The following is a 20,795-nucleotide window of genomic DNA, read 5'->3' as shown; positions in this document are numbered from 1 at the left end:
CATCCGGGTGATCATGCCCGGCCCTCCCAACATGCTTGCCCACACCCCAGCCCAAGCCCGAAACGCGTGGCGAGACCTGCCAAGACATCCCCGACACCCACCCCCCGTCCCCCAACGGGGCAGGGATTGTCGGCGGAGCCCGCTACCCTACGGTGGCCCCTTCGTACACTGGAATCGAGCGATGATCGACACCTTTGGCACCGACCGGATGCGAGCGGCCGTCATGGCCGCGTGGATGGCCTCGCCGGCCAGGTTTCGTGAGGATGCCAACGCGGAGGAGGACTTCGCGCTGGGCGGCTACCGGGATCGGCTGATCGTCGAGCTGGCGCAGAATGCCGCCGATGCGGCCTTGCGGGCCGGAGTGGGCGGGAGGTTGCGGCTGACGTTGCGGGACGGCGTGCTGACCGCGGCGAACACGGGAGCGCCGTTGGACGCGGCGGGCGTCGAGGGCCTGTCGACGTTGCGGGTGTCGGCCAAGCGGGACGACGCGGGAGCGGTCGGACGGTTCGGCGTGGGATTCGCCGCAGTCGTGTCGGTATGCGATGCGCCCTCCGTGGGGTCGCGCGAGAGCGGCACGGTGCGCTGGTCGCGGGCCGAGACGACGGCCCTGGTGGCCGCCGAGCCCGCGCTGGCGGTCGAGCTGGCCGACAGGGACGGACATGTGCCGCTGCTGCGGCTGCCGTTCGCGGGTGAGCCTTTCGACATCCCGGCGGGGTTCGACACGATGGTCAGGCTGCCGCTGCGCGACCGGGCGTCGGTCGAGGCCGTGCGCCGGATGCTCGGCGAGACGAGCCCGGCCCTGCTGCTCGGCATGCCCGCGCTGACCGCGATCGAGATCGACGTGGAGGGCGAGTCCCGCACGGTCACGGCAGACGGCTGGCACGTGGTGTCGGAGTCGGGGGAGTTCACCCCGGCCGAGGTGGCCGCGCTCTACGCCGACCGCCCGACGGAGGAGCGTGCCAGGCCGTACTGGTCGGTGCGCTGGGCCGTTCCCGTGTCGGCGGACGGTGAGCCGCAGCGCCCGCCGAAGAGTGTGCCCGCCGTGGTGCACGCGCCGACGCCGAGCGAGGAGCCGCTGGACCTGCCCGCGCTGCTGATCGCGTCGTTCCCGCTGGCCACCGACCGGCGGCACGTGGCGGCGGGGCCGCTGACCGACTTCCTGGTCGACCGGGTGGCCGAGCTGTATGTCCGGCTGCTGGGCGAGCTGCCGCGTACTCCCGGCCTGCTCGACCTGGTGCCCGCGATGATGGGCAAGGGCGAGCTCGACGCCAGGATCAGGCGGGCGATCCTGCGCCTGCTGCCCGACGCCCCGCTGCTGCCCGCGCTGTCGGCGCCCGCGCCGGTCGCGAAGGACCCCTTCGCCGACGGCGACGCCCTGCTGCTCGACCCCGACCGCCCGCGCACGGCCCAGGCCGACCCCGAGGCGGGCCGGGCGCCGGAGGGTTCGGCGTGGCCGTACCTGGTGAGTGGGCGTTCGGCTTCGGTGGTGGCCGCTTCGGCCGAGCTGCTCGACGTGCTTGCGGGTGTGGTGCCGGGGCTGCTGCCCGCGGGCTGGCCCGCCAGGCATCCGGCGATGGCGGCGCTCGGCGTGCGGCGGGTGGAGCTGGCCGAGGTGGTCGACCTGCTGGCGGGCGGCGCGGACGACGGGCGCGACCCCGCCTGGTGGCGTGCGCTCTACGCCGTGCTGCCTGGCGACGACCCCGAGGCGCTGGGCGCACTGCCGGTGCCGCTGGCCGACGGCAGGGTGGTCAGGGGGCCGAGGGGCACGCTGGTGCTCAACGCGGCGCTCGACCTGGCCCCGCTGGGGCTGCGCATCGTGCATCCGGACGCCGCGCATCCGCTGCTGCTCAGGCTGGGCGCGGCCGAGGCGACGCCGCGCACGGTGCTCGAAGACCCGCTGACCAAGGCCGCGGTGGCCGAGTCGCTGGACAGTGCCGACCCGGAGCCCGTGGCCAGGGCCGTGCTCGCCCTGGTCGAGGCGGCGGGCCTGACGGCGGGGGAGGCGCCCTGGCTGTCGGAGCTGGCGCTGCGTGGCGCCGACGGCGAGGTGTATCCGGCCGGCGAACTCCTGCTGGCCGGAGGCGTGCTGGCCGGGCTCATCGAGGACGACTCGCACTTCGGTGTGGCCGCGCAGGACCTCGTCGACGCCTACGGGCCCAGGGTGCTGGCCGCGGCGGGCGTGCTCGACGGGTTCGCCGTGGTCAACGATGCCGACGTGCTGCTCGACCCCGACGAGTGCGACCACGACCTCGACGACGAGGACGCCTGGCTCGACGCGGTGCTGGACCTGCTGCCCGAGCTGGACGTGCCGCCGGTGGTGCCGGAGTTCGCCGCGATCCGCGACCTGGAGCTGGTCTCCGACTGGCCCGCCGCGCTCGCCCTGCTCACCAGGCCGCCGCTGCGTGCGGCGCTGCAGCCGCTGCGGGTGCTCGCGGGCGGCGAGAGCGTCGAGGTGCCGTCGTACACGGCGTGGTGGTTGTCGCGTCACCCCGTGCTCGGCGGCGGCAAGCCGTCGCGGCTGCGCCTGCCGGGCGGCGACCCGCTCCTGCACGGCCTGTACGCGGAGGCGCCCGCCGGGCTGGACGAGGTCGCGCTGTCGATGATCGGCGTACGCACGACGCTGACCGACCTGCTGGCCGGGCACGGCGGCCCCGAAGAGCTGCTGGAGCTGATGGCCGATCCGGCGATCGAGCTGGACCGGGCGCAACTACGGGCGCTGTGGATGGCGCTGGCCGCGGTCGACCCGGAGCGGGTGGCGCCGCCCTCGTCGGTGCGTGCCGTGCTCGACGGCGAGATCGTGGTCGCCTCGGCCGAGGACGCCGTGGTGGTGGAGGCGCCCGACCTGCTGCCGCTGGTGGCCGACCGGGCCCAGGTGCTGGCGCCGTTCGACCTGGCGGAGGCGCTGTCGGAGCTGCTCGACCTGCCGCTGGCCGGTGAGCTGACGGGCGGCGAGGTGACCTCGTCCGGTGAGGTGCGTGAGGTTCCGGCGCAGGTGCGCTCGCTGCTGGCGATCGTGCCGCAGACCTATGTCGAGCACGACAAGCTGCTGGTCGACGGGGTGGCGTGCGGGTGGCGCTTCTTCGAGGGCCAGGTGCACTGCACCGGCGTCGAAGGCCTGGCCAGAGGACTGGCCTGGGCGTCAGGGCAGTGGAACGACCGGCTCGCGGTGGCTGCGTTGTTGCGTGATCCTGAGGCTGTGCCGCTGCTGTTGGCCGAGGCTGATCTGGCCTGATCTGGCCTCATCGGCGGAGGTGCTCGGTCTTCGCAGCGGTACGACCGGCTCGCGGTGGCCGCGCTGCCGCGCGATCCCCAGGCTGTGCCGTTGCTGTGGGCCGAGGCTGATCTCGACTGATCGGCGGAGGCGGTCAGTCCTTGGTGGCGATGTCGGGGGAGAGGGCGGGTTCGACGGGTGCCTCGGTGGCGGGCGGGCGGCGGCGGCGGCGCATGCGGGTGACGAACCACAGGCCGAAGAAGCCGAACAGGATGCCCGCCACACAGGTCCAGATCCACCAGGTGTGGTCGGCGCCCGGACGGACGATCAGCAGGACGACGAGCGCGACGGCCCACATCGCGATGCCGGTGAGCACCGCGGCGGCGTCGTTGGTCTTGAGCGGCTCAGGATCCGGACGGCGAGGCTGTTTCACGTGATCCAGCGTAGTCGACGTGCGGTTTTACGCGATATGGCGGCAATCGTATCTCGATCGGATCACCGGATCTTTTCGCTGCGTGCAAAGGCTGTCACCCTACGCGCGTGAGTGATACAACCCCCTCCGCACCATCCCCCGCAGGGCGCACCGCGCTCGACCGATTCTTCTCCATCACCGATCGCGGCTCGACGATCTCCCGTGAGGTTCGTGGCGGTCTGGCCACGTTCTTCACCATGGCGTACATCGTCGTGCTGAACCCCATCATCATCGCCAACGGCAAGGACGTCGAAGGGCAGTTCATCGGCGACGGCCTCGCCGCGAACGTGCCGCTCATCGCCTCGGGCACCGCGTTCGTGGCCGGACTGCTGACCATTCTCATGGGCGTCGTCGGCCGGGTGCCGTTCGCCATGGCGGCAGGACTCGGGCTCAACGCCTTCGTGACGTTCGGCATCGCCTCCCAGATGAGCTGGGAGGAGGCCATGGGCCTGGTCTTCCTGGAAGGCGTGATCATCGCCATCCTGGTGCTGACCGGCTTCAGGGTCGCGGTGTTCAACGCCATCCCCTCGCAGCTGAAGACCGCGATCAGTGTCGGCATCGGCCTGTTCATCGCACTGATCGGCTTCGTGGACGCCGGGTTCGTCCGCAGGGTGGTGGCGGGGCCGCCGCTGGAGATGGGCATCGGGGGCGCGCTGACGTCGTGGCCGATCCTGGTCTTCGTCATCGGCCTGCTGGTCACGGTCGTCCTGGTGGCCCGCAAGGTGAAGGGCGCGATCCTCATCGGCATCGTCGGCACCACGGTGCTGGCGATGGTGGTGGAGGCGCTCACCAAGACGGGCGGCTACTCCGACACCAACCGCGGCGGCTGGATGCTGAACGTGCCGACGCTGCCCAAGGATGTCGTCGGCTTCCACAACCCGTTGACGTTGTTCACCGAGTTCGATCCGTTCGGCGCCTTCTCCAGGGTCTCGGTGATCCTGGCGGTGCTGCTGGTGTTCTCGCTGATGGTGACCGACTTCTTCGACACCATGGGCACGATCGTGGGCGTGGGCAGGCAGGCCGATCTGGTGGACGAGGAGGGGCGGCTGCCGAGGACGCGCGAGATCCTGCTGGTCGACTCGATCGGCGCGGCGGCGGGCGGCGCGGGCTCGGTCTCGTCGAACACCACCTACATCGAGTCGGCGTCGGGCGTGGCCGAGGGGGCGCGCACGGGTCTGGCCAGCGTGGTGACCGGTGTGCTGTTCCTGCTGGCGATGTTCTTCGCACCGCTGGTGGTCGTGGTGCCCTACGAGGCGGCGGCACCGGCGCTGGTCGTGGTCGGCTTCCTCATGATGACCGCGATCAAGGAGATCGACTTCGGCGACTACGAGATCGCGATTCCGGCCTTCCTGACGATCGTCCTCATGCCGTTCACGTACTCGATCTCCAACGGCATCGGCGCGGGCTTCGTCACGTACGTGTTGATCAAGGCGGCCAAGGGCAGAAGTCGTGAGGTGCATCCGCTGTTGTGGGTGGTCACGGCGCTGTTCGTGGTGTACTTCGCTCTCGGGCCGATCCGGTCGCTGCTGGGCGTCTAGCCGTACGGGAGGCCGTCCTTCTTCCCGAAGGGCGGCCTTTCGCATGGGCGGGGGCGTGGAGCACGTCGGCGGGTCACGCATCCTGGTACGAAAGCCTAAAGAAACAGCCACGTGGAAGGAATGCCATGGCTTGCCATATAGTTAGCAAGAGTAATGAGCTATGGCAATGATTCCCAAGACGGACCTGCGCAGCGACGCAGGCCTGGCCTCAGCCCTGCGCGTGTCGCTGGCACGGCTGACCAGGCGCCTTCGACGACAAGCAGCGGCACACACCCTGACGGCCACCCAGTTCGCGACGCTCGCCGCCGTGGAACGGCATTCAGGGATAACCCCCGGCGAATTGGCCGAGCTCGAGAAGGTGCAACCGCCCTCGATGACTCGGGTGATCGCCGCTCTCGTGGAGCGCGGGTTGCTCGCCCGCACGCCGCATCCGAGCGATCGGCGGCAGGTGAGCGTGAGCGTGACGGCGGCCGCGTCGACACTCTTGAGCCAGGAGCGGCGCAGCAAGGAGGCGTGGCTCACGCAACGCCTCAAGGAGCTGTCGCCGGAGGAGCGGACGGTGCTGCGGCAGGCGGCTCCGATCCTGGAGAAGCTCAGCAAGATCTAGAGCCTGACGAACGCCGGGCCGCCAAGGCGGAAGCCGAAGCGGCCGCTTCACAGAGGACCGGTATGTTCCGATCCCTGCGTGTGCACAACTACCGGCTGTTCGCGGCCGGTGGTGTGGTGTCGAACGTCGGCTCCTGGATGCAGCGCACCGCCCAGGACTGGCTGGTGCTCGACCTGACCAAGAGCGCCGTCAACCCCACGGGCAGCGCGGCGGCGCTCGGGCTGACGACCGCGCTGCAGTTCCTGCCGATGCTGCTGTTCGGTCTGTTCGGCGGCATGCTGGCCGACCGCTACCCCAAGCGCAAGCTGCTGATCGTGGCGCAGTCCATCATGGCGGCGCTGTCGCTGGCGATGGGCGTGCTCATCGTGACCGGTGCGGCCCACGTCTGGCACGTGTACGTCATGGCGTTCACGCTGGGTGTCATCTCGTGCGTCGAGGTGCCGACCAGGCAGGCGTTCGTGGTGGAGATGGTCGGCAAGAAGGACCTGACCAACGCCATCGCGCTCAACAGCTCGATCTTCAACCTGGCCCGTGTGATCGGCCCCGCCGTCGCCGGTGTGGCGATCTTCGCGGTCGGCGGCACCGGACCGATCTTCCTGATCAACGCGATCACGTTCGGCGGTGTCATCGCCAGCCTGATCTTCATGCGCAAGGGCGAACTGCGCCCGGCGGAGCTGGTGCCGAGGGCCAAGGGGCAGCTGCGGGAGGGCGTGCGCTATGTCGTGAGCCGTCCGGAGCTGCTGATGCCCGTGCTGCTGGTCGGCTTCGTCTCGATGTTCGCGCAGTCGTTCTCGATGTCCATCGCGCTGATGGCCCGTGAGGTGTTCGGGGCGGGAGCCTCGTCGTTCGGGGTGGCCTCCAGTGTGTTCGCGGTCGGCGCGCTCGGCGGCGGGCTGCTGGCCGCACGACGGGCCAGGCCGACCAAGCGGCTGCTGGTCGCGGGGGCGATCAGCTTCGGCGTGTTGCAGGTGCTGTCCGGTCTGACGCCCTTCTACCCGCTGTATCTGCTGCTACTCATCCCGACCGGAATCGCCATGATCACCGTCAACACGGCGGCGAACGCCAGTGTGCAGCTGGCCACCTCGCCCGAGATGCGCGGCCGGGTCATGGGCATCTACCTGCTGGTCTTCACCGGCGGCGCCCCGATCGGCGCACCGCTGATCGGCTGGCTGTCCGAGCTCGGCGGGCCCAGGGTGGGGCTGATGCTGTCGGGCCTGCTGGTCATCGCGGGCACGGGCCTGGCCCTCCTGCTCACCAAGGTGATCGGCGCGCGTACGGCACGGCTGCGACTCGCCGCCGCTTGAAGCAGCGCGTACGGCAAGGCTGCGACTCGCCGCCGTCCGAAGAGGCGGGGAGCGAGGGGGCGCAGGGCACAATCGGGGGCATGAGGCTGTTCGCGGCGCTCGTGCCGCCCGATGACGTGCTCGACCAGGTCGACCGGGCGCTGACCCCGCTCAGGGAGCGCGACCCCGCGCTGCGCTGGCCGGAACGGGCGAGCTGGCACGTGACGCTGGCCTTCTTCGGCGAGGTCCCCGACCAGGCGGTCCCCGGCCTCCAGGTACGGCTGGCCAGGGCGGTCGACAGACACGCCGAGCTCGACCTCGCCCTCACCGGCGCGGGCGCCTTCCCCGACGCCGGGCGGGGCCGCGTGCTGTGGAGCGGCCTGCGCGGCGACATCAAGGAGCTGACCTGGCTGGCCGGATCCCTGGTGTCGGCGGGACGCAGGGCGGGCGTCGAGCCGGACGGCAGGAGCTTCAGGCCGCATCTCACCCTGGCCAGGACACAACGGCCGCACGACCTGCGCCCGCTGGTCGAAGCGCTGGCGGAGTTCAGCGGATCGGAGTGGCGGGCGCAGGCCGTGCATCTGGTCCGCAGCCATCTGGGGGCCGAGCCCGGATACGAGTCGGTGCGCCAGTGGGCGCTGTCACACCGTGGGGCGGGTTAGGCTCCAGGACGTGGATCGTCCTCGTTTCTGGCTGTTGCCCGCCGTACTAGGCCTGCTTCTTGTGATTGTCGTGGTGGGTGCGCTGCTCGGCTGATCGTCTACTACCAGGAGTAGTCCTCCGGCGCCGTCCGGTGGCCGGGGAAGATCTCGTCGAGGCGGGCCAGGGCCTTGTCGTCGAGAGTGATCTCCAGGGTCTTGAGCGTGCCGTCGAGCTGCTCGATGGTCCTGGGGCCGATGATCGGTGCGGTGACGGCCGGCTGGGCCAGCAGCCAGGCGAGTGCCACGAAGGCGGGGTCCTCGCCGAGCTCGTCGCAGAACGCCTCGTACTGCTCGATCTTGTCGCGGTGCTTGTCGAGCTCCTTGACCATGCGCTCGGAGGCGGAACGGCCCTTGTCGATCTTGCGGAGCACGCCGCCGAGCAGGCCTCCGGCCAGCGGGCTCCACGGGATGACGCCGATGCCGTAGTCGAGCGCGGCGGGCAGCACCTCCAGCTCGACCGCCCTGGTCAGCAGGTTGTAGTGCGACTGCTCGCTCACCAGGCCGAACTGGTCGCGCCTGCGCGCACTCTCCTGCGCCTTGGCCAGATGCCATCCGGCGAAGTTCGACGAGCCGACGTAGAGGATCTTGCCCTGCCGGCGCAGGACGTCCATGGCCTCCCAGAACTCCTCGAAGGGCGTGTCCCTGTCGATGTGGTGTGCCTGGTAGATGTCGATGTAGTCGGTCTGCATGCGCTTGAGCGAGGCGTCGGCCGCACGCCGGATGTGCAGGGCCGAGAGCCTGCCCTCGTTGGGCCAGTCGCCCATCTGGCCGTATGCCTTGGTCGCGATGACCGTCTTCTCCCGGCGACCGCCGCCCTGGGCGAACCAGCGGCCGAGGATGTTCTCGGTGATGCCCTCGCCCTGCTGCCAGCCGTACACGTCAGCAGAATCGAAGAAGTTGATGCCGACCTCGTGCGCCCGATCCATGATCGCGAAGGAGTCCTCCTCCGTGGTCAGGGGCCCGAAGTTCATGGTGCCGAGGCAGAGCGTGCTGACCTTGAGTCCACTGCGTCCGAGGTTCACATAGTCCATGAGCTCCAGCCTAAGAACCTGGAGTGCACTCCAGGCGAGGGGTGGGGCTAGGGTCTTTGGTTCTGTGAACGTATGGCGCGTATTGGCGGGTTCGGCGTTTCCGCTCTTCCTTTCGATGGTGACGACGACGGCGGGCACGTTGACCGTCACCGCGATGCTGGGGCGGCATGCCAGTGCGTCGCTGGCGGCCTTCGCACTGGTGAGTGCCGTTTTCGGGCCGGCGTCCGCGGCCGTGGTGGGGGCGTTGCGCGGGCTGATGCCGTTCGTGGCGCCGGTGCGCGACGACCCGGCGGCGGTGGCGCCGGTCCTGAGGGACGCGCGGTGGCTGACCCTGGGCGTCGGCATGCTGGGCGCGGCGGCGGTGGCCTGCGTGCCGCTGCTGGCCGAGCTGTCCGGCGCGCCCGGCGCCGTTCTGGCCGAGCTCGGCGTCCTGCCCTGGCTGCTGGCCCTGAACGTGCTGGTCCAGGCGGCCGGTGGCGGCGCGACCACCGCGCTGGTCGCACTCGGCCGTGCCCGCCAGGTCTTCGCGGCGGGGCTCACCGGCGCGCTCGTCATGGGGGCGGCGGCCGTCGTGCTGGTGCCGTGGCTGGGGCCCGTGGGCGCGGGGATCGCCTTCCTGGCCTCGTCGCTCGCCTCCGTGCTGGTGGCGGACTCGGCGCTGCGCCGGTCGGTCGGGGTACGGCTGTGGCCGGGGCGGCCCCGACCGACCGAGATCATGCGCATGGCCGGGGTGGGCATCCCGCTGTCGGCGACCGTACTGGTCAAGTTCGGGGTGCTGGGCGTGGTGACGTTCGCCGCGGCGGGCACGGGGGCCGTGGGTACGGCGGTGCACGCGGTGCTCGCGGCGCTGACCGGGTTCATGATGACCGCCTCGATCGCGGTGGCGCAGGCGGCGGTGCCCGAGGTGGCGAGGGCGGGCGACAGCGCGCGGGCCCGGCGCACGGTCGGGGCGGCGCTCGTGCTCGCCGTCGCCGGGGCCTCGGCGGGCGCGCTGGTGCTGCTGGTGTTCGGCGAGCAAGTTGTGGGCCTGTTCACCGGCGAGGCGGTGGGTCAGGTGGTGGCGCTGCTGCCGATCATGGTGGCCGCCGCCCTGGCCGACGCCTGTCAGGCGGTACTCGGCTTCGGCCTGACCGCGCTCAGACGCTCGGGCCTCAGCCTGCTCTTCTTCGCCGCCGGGTACGGCGGGCTCGCCGTGGTCGCCGTGCCGGTGGCGTCGGCGTTCGGGCTGAGCGGGCTCTGGATCGCCGTGCTGGTCGCGAACCTGGTGCTGGTGGTCGCCCAGGGTGGTGGATTCGTGTGGTGCAGTGCACGAGTCGGCGTGGCGGGCAGGGCATGATGGCGGGATGGGGGATGTCGTCAGGCGTGCGGTCGCGGTGTTCGCGCTGGCCGGGCTCGGGATGGGCGCGGGAGTGTGGCTGGGGGGAGCGGCGTGGGCCGATGACGAGGAGCGGCTCGTGCTCACGTTCAAGGACAGGCGGATCACCGAGTCGAGCGGCCTGGCCGTGTCGCCCACCCACGAAGGGGTGTACTACACGCACAACGACAGCGACGCCGGAGCCGTGTTCTTCGCGGTGGGGGCCGACGGCGCGACCAGGGCGACCTACACGCTGAAGGGCGCCGAGGCACGTGACTGGGAGGCCATGGCCGCCTCCAAGGATCCCGAGAGCGGCAGGGGAGTGCTCTGGTTCGCCGACATCGGCGACAACTTCGACGGCGCCTGGCCCGACATCTCCGTGTACAAGGTGATGGAGCCCACCAGCCTGCGCGACGCCACGCTCCCGGCCGTGCGCTACCGCTTCCGCTACGAGGACGGCGGGCACAATGCCGAAGGGCTGCTGGTGCATCCGCGCACGGGACGGCTCTCGGTGGTGACCAAGCAGTTCGCCGGTGCGGTGTACCAGGCGCCCGAGCGCTTGCGCACCGGCCGGGTCAATGTGCTGCGCAAGGTCGCCTCGGCGCCGATCATGGCGACGGACGCCGCCTATGCGCCCGACGGGTCGATGTATGTCGTACGCACCTACTTCTCGGCCTCGCTGTTCACACCGGCGGGGGAGATACTGGGCAAGGTGTCGATGCCTGCGCTCGACCAGGCCGAGTCGATCGCGTTCACGCCGGACGGGAGGGGCCTGCTGACGGGGAGCGAGGGGAGCTCCAGCCCGTTGTACCTGGTGCCCGTGCCCGAGCGGGCGCTGGAGGAGGTCAGGCCGGTCAGGGAGCAGGCGAAGGCCGAGCCGGCGGCCGATCCGACGGTGGCGTCGCGGGCGGCCGGACCGGCTGCGGCGTCGCGGGAATCGGGGATCTCGGGAGGCGACGTGGTCATCTGGCTGGCGGTCGCCGCCGGGGCCACCGGAGTGATCACGGTGATCGCACGACGGACGCGATGAGGCCGCTCGGGCTCTCGGGCTCTCGGGGTGCTCGGGGGAAGGGTGCTCAGGGGGAATTGAGTAGTTCGCCGCATGCGTGAACGGCCGTGCTGCCGTCATGCTGTGCTGCATGCACCCGAGTACCCCGTCGTCCCCCGGTAGGGGAACGATCCCGCCCCCCGCTCCGACCTGCCCCGACTGCGGCGACGCACTGCCGGGGCCCGCGCCCGCCTGCCCTCGGTGCGGGCTGCCGCTGGGCGGGCCCGTCGGGGCCGAGCTGTGGGCGGTCGAAGGGGCGCTGGCCGGGCTGAAGGTGCGCGAGGCGGAGCTGCGAACCAGGCGCGACCACCTGCTCGGCATGCTGCGCGCGGCGCGAACCCAGCACCAGGAAGCGGCGGCGAGAGCCCAGCACCAGGAAGCGGCGGCGGCGCAGCACCAGGAAGCGGGTCACGTCGCGTTCACACCTCCACCTCCACGTGTCGCCGGGCCTGCGTACCCTGCGCCCCCGCCGGGCGCCGCCGCCCCGGCCGAGGTGTCTCCCCGTGCGGTGCAGAATCTGCTGCTCATCCTCGGTGGGCTGCTGCTCGCGGTGGCCGCGATCGTGTTCACGGTGGTGAGCTGGGGCTACATGGGGATCGGCGGCAGGGCCGCGGTCCTGCTGGCGCTGACCGCGGTCACGATGGCCGCCCCGGTGCTGCTGCTCAGGCGCGGCCTGACGGCGACGGCCGAGACCGTGGCCGTGCTGGGCGTCGCCCTGATGCTCCTCGACGGGTACGCCGCCCGCCGGGTCGGGCTCGCGGAGGGGCTCAGCGGCGCGGAGTACACCGCCGTGGTCGCCGCCGTGGTCGCGGTGCTCGTCGCCGGGTACGCCAGGGTGCTGCCGTTGCGGGTGCCGCCGCATCTGGCGTTGCTGCTGGCCCAGCTCCCGCTGCCGCTGGCACTGGCCGAGCGGGACACGGTGTGGTTCGCCGCCGCGCTGGCCGCGACGGCCGCGCTCGACGTCGCCCTGTGGGCCGTCACCACCCGCCGCGTCGCCGCCGGGCGGCAGGGCGGGCGCAGGACGCGGGAGCTGCGTGTCTCGGCCGTGGTGTGGATCTTGGCGACCGGCGGGCTGGCCCTGCTGGTGGCGGGGATCGGCTCGCTGCTGGCCGGCGACGTGGCCGAGGCGGCTCGGTACGCCGCCGTGCTGCTGGGGCTCGGCGTGGCGGGCGGTTACCTGACCCTGGCGATCAAGGAGGAGGCCCCGGCGCAGGCGCCTGCCGCTCCCACGGGGGCGGTCGTGGGGCGGGTCGTGGCGTTGGGCGGCGCGCTGGCCTGCCTGGTCATGGCGATCGGCGGGCCGGTCAGGCCGCTGCTGCTGCCCACCTGGCAGCCGGTGCCGTACCTGGTGGTCGCGCTGGGCCTGATGCTCGCCGTCGGCAGGCGGGGGCCGGTCGTGCTGCGGACGGCGGGGCTGGCGTGGGGGGCCGGGATCGCGGTGGTCGCGGGGCTGCCCGCGCTGCCGTGGGTGCTCGGCGCGCTGTTCGTGCCCGTGCTGAACGTGGGAGTCGTGTGGGAGGGGCGTCCTCCGACGTCGGTCTCGGAGGGGACGGCTTCGAGCGTGGTCGTGCTGGGCCTGCTGGCCCTGGCGCCGTGGATCGCGGGGCGACTGCGTGAGGTGAGCCTCGTGCTGGGGGTGCTCGCGGTGCTGGCGGCTCCGCTGTCGTTCGCGCTGCCGCACACGGTGGCGTACGCGGTGCCGCTGGCGCTCGCCGTGGTGCTGTCGCTGGCTCCCCGTGTCGCCGCCGGGCTGCGGGTCTGGGTCGCCGTACTGGCCGGGATCGCGGGGGCGTCGGCCGTGGTGTGGGCGCTGGACAGCAGGCTCGCCACCTATGTGACGCTCGCCGTGCTCACCGTGGTCTGGGGCCTGCGGCTGCGGCTGCCGGTGGCGCTCGTGGGGGCCGCGCTCAGCGGCGGCGGGCTGGCCTGGGCGTTGCTCGCGGGCGCGGGCCTGCCCGCCGCCGACTCCTGCGCGCTCGGCCTGGCCGTGGCCGCCGCCCTGGCCGTGGCGGGAGGCGTCGTGAGCACGAGGTACGGCGCCGCCAGGACGACCGGCGACCGCACGGCCCTGGTACTCGCCGGACTGTCCCTCCTGCCGATCTGGGACGTGTGGGTGCAGGTGGCGGGCATCGGCCTGACGGTGTTCGACCCGTGGCGTGACGTGGTGGCGGGAGGGCCGGGCGCGGCCTCGGCCAGGCCGTTGGTCGCGGTGACCGTGCTCTTGGCGGGCGCCGCGCTGACGCTGGCCACGCGGTGGGCGAGTGCGCTTCCCGCCGGTGTGGTGCTCGCGGCCGTCGTGCCGGTGGCGCTGCGCCCGCCGTACACGGTGGTGCTCGTGCTCTGGCTGGTGGGCGTGGCGGGGCTGACGGCGCTGCTGGCGCTTCGGGTGCGGGGCGTCGTGCGCTCGCCCCGGACGGCCGGGTGGGCCGCCGGGCTGGTCGAGGCGGCGGTGAGCGCGCCGGTGCTGGGCGCGCTGGCGATCGGATGGGCGCTGGCCGCCGAGACGGCGACGCTGGTGACGTTGCCGGTCCTGGCGGCGCTGGCCGCACTCGTGGCGCTCGCCTCGGTCGGGGGAGTGGGCGAGGACGGCGTGGTGCTGCCCAGGGCGATGGGTGAGCGCGGCAGGCCGGTGCGCCGGACGGCGGGCGCGCTCGCGGTGGCGCTGGTGCTGGCCGAGTTCGCCGCCGTCGGCGCGGCGCACGGCCTGAGGGCGGTGAGCCTGGCCGCGGCGCTCGCGGGTGTCGTGACGGCCGGGCTGGCCGCCTGGGGCAGGTCGAAGGCGGTGGCGTACCTGGCGACCGGCTTCCTGCTCATCGCCTCGTGGGCGCGTCTGCTGGCCGAGAACGTGGAGGTGATCGAGGCCTACACGCTGCCGTTCTCGGTGGCGCTGCTGGTCATCGGCTGGTACGGCGCGCGGGGCAGGCAGGTGTCGTCGTGGCGTTCGTACGGGACGGGGCTGCTGTTCACGTTCGGGCCGAGTCTGCTGGCCGAGCCGGTGATGCTTCGCTCGCTGCTGCTCGGCGGCGCCGCGCTGGTGGTGACGCTGGCGGGCGCCAGGTTCAGGCTGCAGGCGCCGGCCGTGCTCGGCGGGCTGACGCTGGCCGTGGTGGCGGTGCGGGAGTTGTCGCCGCTGATCGCCGAGTTGGTCGGCGTGGTGCCCAGGTGGGTGCCGATCGCCATCGGCGGCCTGCTGCTGCTGGTCGTGGGCGCCACCTACGAGGCGCGCAAGCGTGACGTGGTGCGGCTCAGGGACGCCGTCGCCCGTCTGCGCTAGGCCCCCGCATCGTCTGCACGAACGTCTCCCCGCGCAGGGCCCGCTCGACGACGTCGACCGAGCGGGCCAGGGCGACCAGCCTCGGCCCTTCGGCACGGTAGGCGTCGAGCACGGCCTGGACGGCATGCGGCGGCAGATGCCTCTTGAGGTCGACGGCCGCACTGCGGTACCCGGCACGCGCCGCCTCGACGGCCGAGGCGACATGGTGGGCCGCCATCCTGGCCAGGGCGATGGGATGGCGGCGCAGCACGCCGTAGCCCCGGTAGTCGGCGGGCACGGCGTCGAGCAGCCAGGCGACGGCGGAGCTCTCCCAGTCGGGGACGCTGGGCGGACGGACCTCGGCCGGCCACTCCGGTGGGAGATACATGCAGGGCATCGTACTGACGTTCGAGTAAAGCCATATACAACAGCGCTTATATAAGTACTGTTACGATATCGGCATGATCCAGGACCCGACCGAGGAAAGCCTCTGGCGACCGCTCAGGCTGCTCCAGGCCGCGATGGACGCCGACATCGCCAGGCTCTACGCCGAACACCACATCGAAGGACTCAAGCCGAGCTGGGTACTGGAGCTGCTCAGGCTGCATGCCCGTGGGCCGATGACGATCACCGAGCTGGCCGCGTCGGTCGGCAGGACGCATTCGGCGCTCAGCCAGAAGGTGGCCGCGATGCGCGAGGCCGGCTGGGTGGAGACCGTCGCGGGCGACGACGCGCGCAGCAAGCGGGTGGCGCTCACCGCCGAGGCACGCGCCGTCGCGGGCAGGCTCGCGGCCGAGTGGCGGGCCACCGAGGCCGCCGTCGCCGAGATCGAGGCCGAGCTGCCCTACCCGCTCACCAGGGTCGTCGCCGACATCGAACAGGCGCTGGCGCGCAGGAGCTTCCACGACAGGATCGCGGACCGGCTCGCCCAGGACCCCGCATGGGGGTGAGGGCCGCGCTGATCGACGTCACGCCGTTACGCGAGTCGCCCGCGTTCAGACGCCTGTGGATCGGCCAGACGGTGTCGGGGCTCGGCGGGCAGATGACCTTCGTCGCGGTGCTGTTCCAGGTCTGGCAGAGCACGGGCAGCGCGGTGTGGACGGGGGCCGTGGGGCTGGCGCAGGCGGTGCCGCTCGTCGTGCTCGGGCCGGTGGCGGGCGCGGTGCTCGACCGGGTCGATCGGCGGGTGTTCTACCTGGTCATGACGGGCGGGCTGACCATGTGTTCGGCGGTGCTCGCCGTACAGGGGGTGGCCGGGTTCTTCTCCGTGCAGGCCGTGGTGCTGGTCGTCGTGGTGCAGGCCTGCTTCGTCGCGGGGAGTGCGCCGGCCGCGCGGACGTTCGTGCCCCGGCTGCTGCCCGAGCGGCAGCTCGCCGCGGGGCTGGCGCTGAACCGGGTCGCCTTCCAAGGGGCGATGCTGGCCGGGCCCGCGCTGGGTGGGCTGGTGCTGGGCGGGTTCGGGCTGTCGTGGTGCTATCTCGTCGACGCGCTCTCCTTCTGCGCGGCGCTCGTCGGCGCGGCCGGGCTGCCCGCGATGCGGCCGGGGGGCGAGCCCGCCAGGCCGGGGTTCGGCGGTGTGCTCGACGGGCTGGCCTTCCTGGTCAGGACGCCCGTCGTCAGAGGGGCGCTGCTCACCGACCTGGCCACGACCGTGCTGTCGATGCCGATCAGTCTGTTCCCGCTGGTCAACGCCGAGCGGTTCGGCGGTGATCCCCGGACGCTGGGGCTGTTCCTCACCGCCGTGGCGGTCGGCGGGGTCGCCGCCTCGCTGGTGTCGGGGCTGTTCACGCGGCTGCCCAGGCAGGGGCTCGTCATGGTCGGCGGGTCGGCCGCGTGGGGCGTGTCGCTCGTGCTGTTCGGGCTGTCGTCGCATCCGTGGGCCGGGCTGGCCTTCCTGGTCGCGGCCGGGGCCGCCGACACCGTCTCCGTCGTCACCAGGGGCGCCGTCGTCCAGTCGCACACGCCGGACGAGCTGCTGGGCAGGGTGGGCGCGGCCGAGCAGGTCGTCGGGCGGGCCGGGCCCGACCTCGGCAACATGCGCGGCGGGCTCGTCGCCGACGCCACCTCGGGCGGGGTGGCCCTGGTCGGCGGCGGCCTGCTGTGCGTCGTCGCGGTGGCGCTGGTCTGGGCGAGTACACCGGGCCTGCGCCGGATCGGCCGCCCGGCGGACTGCCCGATCGAGCAGTAGGCGGCCAAGACCGTTGCCGATACGTTGCTCCGGCTGGTGGCCGCCCGTCACATGAAAGCAGGGAAAGTCGGCAAACTAGGCCTATGAGGCAGAGTGAGCGCATCGGGGTGGTGGGTGCGGGAATCGTGGGACTGGCGGTGGCCCGCGAGCTCGCCATGTCCAGAGGGGCCGAGGTGACGGTGCTCGACAAGGAGCACCAGGTCGCCTCCCACCAGACGGGACACAACAGCGGAGTCGTGCACGCGGGTCTCTACTACGCGCCCGGCTCGCTGAAGGCCAGGCTGTGCAGGGAGGGCGTGGCCCTGCTCAAGGAGTACTGCCAGGAGCACGCCCTGCCCTACGACGAGGTCGGCAAGCTCGTCGTCGCGGCCAACGGCGCCGAGCGGGCCGCGCTCAAGGCGCTCGCCGAGCGGGCCAGGTCCAACGGCGTGCCCGACGTCGCCGAACTCGACGCACTCGCCCTGCGCGAGATCGAGCCGCACGCGGTCGGCGTCGCCGCCGTGCACTCCCCGCGTACGGCGATCGCCGACTTCCCCGCCGTGGCGAGGCGGCTCGCCCAGGACGTCGCCGACCTCGGCGGCTCGGTGCGTCTCGGGCACCCGGTGCGGGCGATCCGCGAGACGGCGGGCGGTGTGGAGGTGCTCGCGGCCAAGGGCAGGCTGAGCTTCGACAAGCTCGTCGTCTGCGCCGGGCTCGGCACCGACGCGGTCGCACGCATGGCCGGGCACGAGGGCGACGTGCGGATCGTGCCGTTCAGAGGCGAGTACTTCGCGCTCAACGGCTCGGCACGCGACCTGGTCAAAGGCCTCATCTACCCGGTGCCCGACCCGCGCTACCCCTTCCTCGGCGTGCACCTCACGCGCAAGATCGACGGCGAGGTCCTGGTCGGGCCCAACGCCGTGCTCGCACTCGCCTACGAGGGCTACACCTGGCGCAGGACGGGCGACGCGCGCCGCATCCTGACCTGGGAGGGCACGCGCAGGCTCGCGGCCAGGCACTGGCGCACCGGCGTCAGGGAGGTACGCGGCTCGCTGTCCAAGGGCGCCTTCCTCTCGGCGGCCCGCCGCTACGTGCCCGCACTCACCTCGGCCGACCTCTCCCGCACCGGATCGGGCGTGCGGGCCCAGGCCGTGAACAGGTCGGGCGACATGCTCGACGACTTCGCCATCGACGTGCACGGCCCCATCGTGCTGGTCAGGAACGCACCCTCACCGGGGGCGACCTCCAGCCTGGCCATCGCCAAGCACATCGCAGGGTCGGTTCCGGTTCGTTCGTGAGGGTGCATTCTTAAGGGTGATGGAAGCGCATTTGCTCATCGTCGAGGACGAACCAGACATCCTTGAGGTGCTCGCCGCGAGCCTGAGGTTCGCGGGTTTCGGCGTGTCCACGGCCAAGCAGGGCCTCGACGCGCTCGCCGCCGTCCAGAGCGAGCGGCCCGACCTCGTGGTGCTGGACGTCATGCTTCCCGACATGGATGGCTTCGAGGTCGTACGCCGGATGCGCGGGGCCGGGCTGCGCACACCTGTGGTCTTCCTCACCGCGCGTGACGCCACCGAGGACAAGATCCGAGGCCTGACGGCCGGCGGCGACGACTACATCACCAAGCCGTTCAGCCTGGAGGAGGTCGTCGCCAGGATCAGGGCCGTGCTGCGCCGTACCTCGGGTGAGCCGCAGGCGCCGCCGCCCAGGCTGGCGTTCGCCGACGTCGAGGTGGACGAGGAGACGCACGAGGTGTGGCGTTCGGGACTGGCGGTGCCGCTGTCGCCCACCGAGTACAAGCTGCTGCGCTACTTCATCGACAATCCCGGCAGGGTGCTGTCGAAGGCGCAGATCCTCGACCATGTCTGGGACTACGACTTCAGGGGCGATGTCGGCATCGTCGAGTCCTACGTGTCGGTGCTGCGGCGCAAGATGGACCGCTTCGGCCCCAGGCTCGTCCACACCGTGCGCGGCGTCGGCTACGTGCTGCGCAGACCCTCCCAGGAGCGATGATGCGGCTGCCGCGCACCCCCTTGCGGATCAAGCTGATCGCGCTGCTGCTGGCCCTGCTCGCCGCCGGGCTCACCTTCATCGGCGTGGTCAGCGTCTCGGTCATGCACCGCTACCTGCTCGACCGGGTGGACGAGCAGATAGCCCTGGTCTCGGTACGCGTCGTCAAGCGCATCGACAACCACGGCGTCGAAGGCGTGGCCAAGCTGCTGCTGCAGGCCGACACCGTCGTGCTGATGCGTGGCGCCGACGGGCGGCTCGGCGAGACGATCAGCGGGCTCGACGTCGAGACCAGGCCGCTGCCCAGGGTGCCGGTCACGATCGGCGCCGAGCCCTTCACCACGCTCGACGGCGGCTGGCGGGCCCAGGCCGGACCCGGCTACCTGGTCGCCGTCGACCTGGACGAGGTCAAGCAGATCACCAGCAGGCTGATCCTCATCGAGGCGCTCGCGGGCGGCGGCATCCTGCTCGTGCTCGCCGGGGTCGGCGTCACCACCGTGCGCAGGAGCATGCGCCCGCTGGCCGAGATCGAGCGTACGGCCGAGGCCATCGCGGGCGGCGAACTCGGCAGACGCGTGCCGGACGGCGACCCCCGCACCGAGGTCGGCAGGCTCGCCCGCGCGCTCAACGGCATGCTGGCCCAGGTGGAGTCCGCCTTCGAGGCCAGATCGGCGTCGGAGGCCGCGGCCAGGCGTTCGGAGGAGCGCATGCGCCGCTTCGTCGCCGACGCCTCGCACGAACTGCGCACGCCGCTCACCTCCATCAGGGGCTTCGCCGAGTACGCCAGGCAGAACCCCGACGCCGACGCCGCCGACCTGCTGCTCAAGGTCGAGCAGGCGGCGGCCAGGATGGGCCTGCTCGTCGACGACCTGCTGCTGCTGGCCAGGGTCGACCAGCAGCGCCCGCTGCGGATGAGCCCGGTCGACCTGCTCGCCCTGGCGGCCGACGCCGTACAGGACGCCCGCATCCTGGCCCCGGCGCGCAGCGTCTCGCTGGAGATGGTCGGCGACGAGGCCCTGATCGTCTCGGGCGACGAGGTACGGCTGCGCCAGGTCGTCGGCAACCTCACCGCCAACGCGCTCACCCACACGCCCGAGGACAGCCCGATCGTCGTCAGGGTCGGCGCCGCCGAGTCCGCGGCCTTCCTCGAAGTGGCCGACAAGGGACCGGGCCTCGATCCCGAGCAGGTCGAGCGCGTCTTCGAGCGTTTCTACCGCGCCGACTCGGCCAGGTCACGGCGTTCGGGCTCGGGCAGCGGGCTGGGCCTGGCCATCGTGTCGGCCCTGGTACGGGCGCACGGCGGCAGCGTCGACGTGCGGACCGAGCCCGGTCAGGGGGCCACGTTCCGAGTCAGCATCCCGCTGGCACTCAGCTAACTCTCAGGTAGCCCCGCAAGGATCGTCGTCGTGACGAAGGAAGCCCTGCTGCTGGTCGTGGACGACGAACCGAGCATCCGCGACCTGCTCGCCGCCAGTCTGCGCCATTCCGGATTCGAGGTCGTCACCGCCGGGGACGGCGGAGAGGCCGTCCAGGTGGCCCAGCGGGCCGGGCCCGACCTGGTGCTGCTCGACGTCATGCTGCCGGACCAGGACGGCTTCGTGGTCGCCAGGCACCTGTGGTCGACCGGTTGCACCGCGCCGATCCTGTTCCTCACCGCGCGCGACGCCGCCGAGGACAAGCTGGCCGGCCTGGCCGTCGGCGACGACTACGTGACCAAGCCGTTCAGCCTGGAGGAACTGCTGGCCAGGATCAGGGCGGTGCTGCGCCGCACGCGTGGGGAGCTCGCGCCGCTGCCCAGGCTCAAGGTGGCCGACCTGGAGCTGGACGAGGAGACGCACGAGGTGTGGCGGGCCGGACGCCTGGTACGGCTGTCGCCGACGGAGTACAAACTGCTGCACTACTTCATGGTCAACGCCGGACGGGTGCTGTCGAAGGCGCAGATCCTCGACCACGTGTGGAACTACGACTTCGGCGGCGACGGCGGCGTCGTCGAGTCCTACGTGTCCTACCTGCGGCGCAAGGTGGACTACATGGAGCCCAGACTCATCCACACCCTGCGCAGTGTCGGCTACGTGTTGCGCACTCCCGCCGCGTAACCCCCTCCTTCTGGGGAAGGATCG

General features: G+C 72.0%; 17 protein-coding genes. 14 read left to right on the top strand and 3 right to left on the bottom strand.

From position 1 onward, the window contains the following. Positions 1–181 precede the first annotated feature (181 nt). Positions 182–3,232, top strand: a complete 3,051-nt coding sequence (locus ACTWNK_RS39695; RefSeq protein WP_474310081.1) for a sacsin N-terminal ATP-binding-like domain-containing protein — start codon at positions 182–184, stop codon at positions 3,230–3,232. Between the two features lie 133 nt (positions 3,233–3,365). Here ACTWNK_RS39695 and ACTWNK_RS39690 read toward each other — a convergent pair whose 3' ends face one another. Continuing rightward, positions 3,366–3,644 (bottom strand): DUF2530 domain-containing protein, encoded by a 279-nt coding sequence (locus ACTWNK_RS39690; RefSeq protein WP_474310080.1) that lies wholly within the window; start codon positions 3,642–3,644, stop codon positions 3,366–3,368. 107 nt (positions 3,645–3,751) lie between these two features. Here ACTWNK_RS39690 and ACTWNK_RS39685 point away from each other — a divergent pair, with 107 nt between their 5' ends. From ACTWNK_RS39685 to thpR, 4 genes are all read left to right on the top strand, one after another. Continuing rightward, positions 3,752–5,221, top strand: coding sequence for an NCS2 family permease (locus ACTWNK_RS39685; protein WP_474310079.1), 1,470 nt, complete (start codon positions 3,752–3,754; stop codon positions 5,219–5,221). Between the two features lie 166 nt (positions 5,222–5,387). After that, complete coding sequence (locus ACTWNK_RS39680; RefSeq protein ID WP_474310078.1) at positions 5,388–5,828, top strand: MarR family winged helix-turn-helix transcriptional regulator; 441 nt, start codon at positions 5,388–5,390, stop codon at positions 5,826–5,828. A 62-nt stretch (positions 5,829–5,890) separates the two neighbouring features. After that, positions 5,891–7,132 (top strand): MFS transporter, encoded by a 1,242-nt coding sequence (locus ACTWNK_RS39675; protein WP_474310077.1) that lies wholly within the window; start codon positions 5,891–5,893, stop codon positions 7,130–7,132. A gap of 80 nt (positions 7,133–7,212) precedes the next feature. Next, positions 7,213–7,773: an RNA 2',3'-cyclic phosphodiesterase gene (gene thpR, locus ACTWNK_RS39670; RefSeq protein ID WP_474310076.1), complete on the top strand. Its 561-nt coding sequence runs from the start codon at positions 7,213–7,215 to the stop codon at positions 7,771–7,773. Between the two features lie 101 nt (positions 7,774–7,874). Here the strand turns inward: thpR and ACTWNK_RS39665 are convergent, their stop codons facing one another. After that, a complete protein-coding gene (locus ACTWNK_RS39665; protein ID WP_474310075.1) occupies positions 7,875–8,843 on the bottom strand; it encodes an aldo/keto reductase in 969 nt (322 codons plus the stop codon). 115 nt (positions 8,844–8,958) lie between these two features. Between ACTWNK_RS39665 and ACTWNK_RS39660 the strand changes: the two genes are divergently transcribed. From ACTWNK_RS39660 to ACTWNK_RS39650, 3 genes are all read left to right on the top strand, one after another. Then, entirely contained in the window at positions 8,959–10,179 is a 1,221-nt protein-coding gene (locus ACTWNK_RS39660) for an MATE family efflux transporter (protein ID WP_474310074.1), read from the top strand. Positions 10,180–10,186: 7 nt separating this feature from the next. Beyond that, positions 10,187–11,227, top strand: a complete 1,041-nt coding sequence (locus tag ACTWNK_RS39655; RefSeq protein WP_474310073.1) for a hypothetical protein — start codon at positions 10,187–10,189, stop codon at positions 11,225–11,227. A 109-nt stretch (positions 11,228–11,336) separates the two neighbouring features. Further along, entirely contained in the window at positions 11,337–14,519 is a 3,183-nt protein-coding gene (locus ACTWNK_RS39650; RefSeq protein ID WP_474310072.1) for an SCO7613 C-terminal domain-containing membrane protein, read from the top strand. On the opposite strand, the gene ACTWNK_RS39645 is transcribed toward ACTWNK_RS39650, so the two are convergent. Next, entirely contained in the window at positions 14,491–14,895 is a 405-nt protein-coding gene (locus ACTWNK_RS39645; protein ID WP_474310071.1) for a hypothetical protein, read from the bottom strand. The two genes, ACTWNK_RS39650 and ACTWNK_RS39645, sit on opposite strands and share 29 nt — an antisense overlap. Before the next feature lie 64 nt (positions 14,896–14,959). On the opposite strand from ACTWNK_RS39645, the gene ACTWNK_RS39640 reads away from it, so the two are divergent. From ACTWNK_RS39640 to ACTWNK_RS39615, 6 genes are all read left to right on the top strand, one after another. Then, positions 14,960–15,448: a MarR family winged helix-turn-helix transcriptional regulator gene (locus ACTWNK_RS39640; protein ID WP_474310070.1), complete on the top strand. Its 489-nt coding sequence runs from the start codon at positions 14,960–14,962 to the stop codon at positions 15,446–15,448. After that, positions 15,439–16,686, top strand: coding sequence for an MFS transporter (locus ACTWNK_RS39635; protein WP_474310069.1), 1,248 nt, complete (start codon positions 15,439–15,441; stop codon positions 16,684–16,686). The genes ACTWNK_RS39640 and ACTWNK_RS39635 overlap by 10 nt, the downstream gene beginning before the upstream one ends. A gap of 83 nt (positions 16,687–16,769) precedes the next feature. Further along, complete coding sequence (gene lhgO / locus ACTWNK_RS39630; protein ID WP_474310068.1) at positions 16,770–17,963, top strand: L-2-hydroxyglutarate oxidase; 1,194 nt, start codon at positions 16,770–16,772, stop codon at positions 17,961–17,963. 19 nt (positions 17,964–17,982) lie between these two features. Continuing rightward, a complete protein-coding gene (locus tag ACTWNK_RS39625; protein ID WP_474310067.1) occupies positions 17,983–18,678 on the top strand; it encodes a response regulator transcription factor in 696 nt (231 codons plus the stop codon). Beyond that, complete coding sequence (locus tag ACTWNK_RS39620) at positions 18,675–20,051, top strand: sensor histidine kinase (protein WP_474310066.1); 1,377 nt, start codon at positions 18,675–18,677, stop codon at positions 20,049–20,051. Before ACTWNK_RS39625 ends, ACTWNK_RS39620 begins: the two co-directional genes overlap by 4 nt. A 30-nt stretch (positions 20,052–20,081) precedes the next feature. Next, a complete protein-coding gene (locus ACTWNK_RS39615; RefSeq protein ID WP_474310065.1) occupies positions 20,082–20,771 on the top strand; it encodes a response regulator transcription factor in 690 nt (229 codons plus the stop codon). The last annotated feature ends 24 nt before the right edge of the window (positions 20,772–20,795 follow it).

It is taken from the genome of Nonomuraea sp. IBHARD001, assembly GCF_056106265.1.
This window is presented reverse-complemented; position numbering and strand designations above follow the sequence as displayed.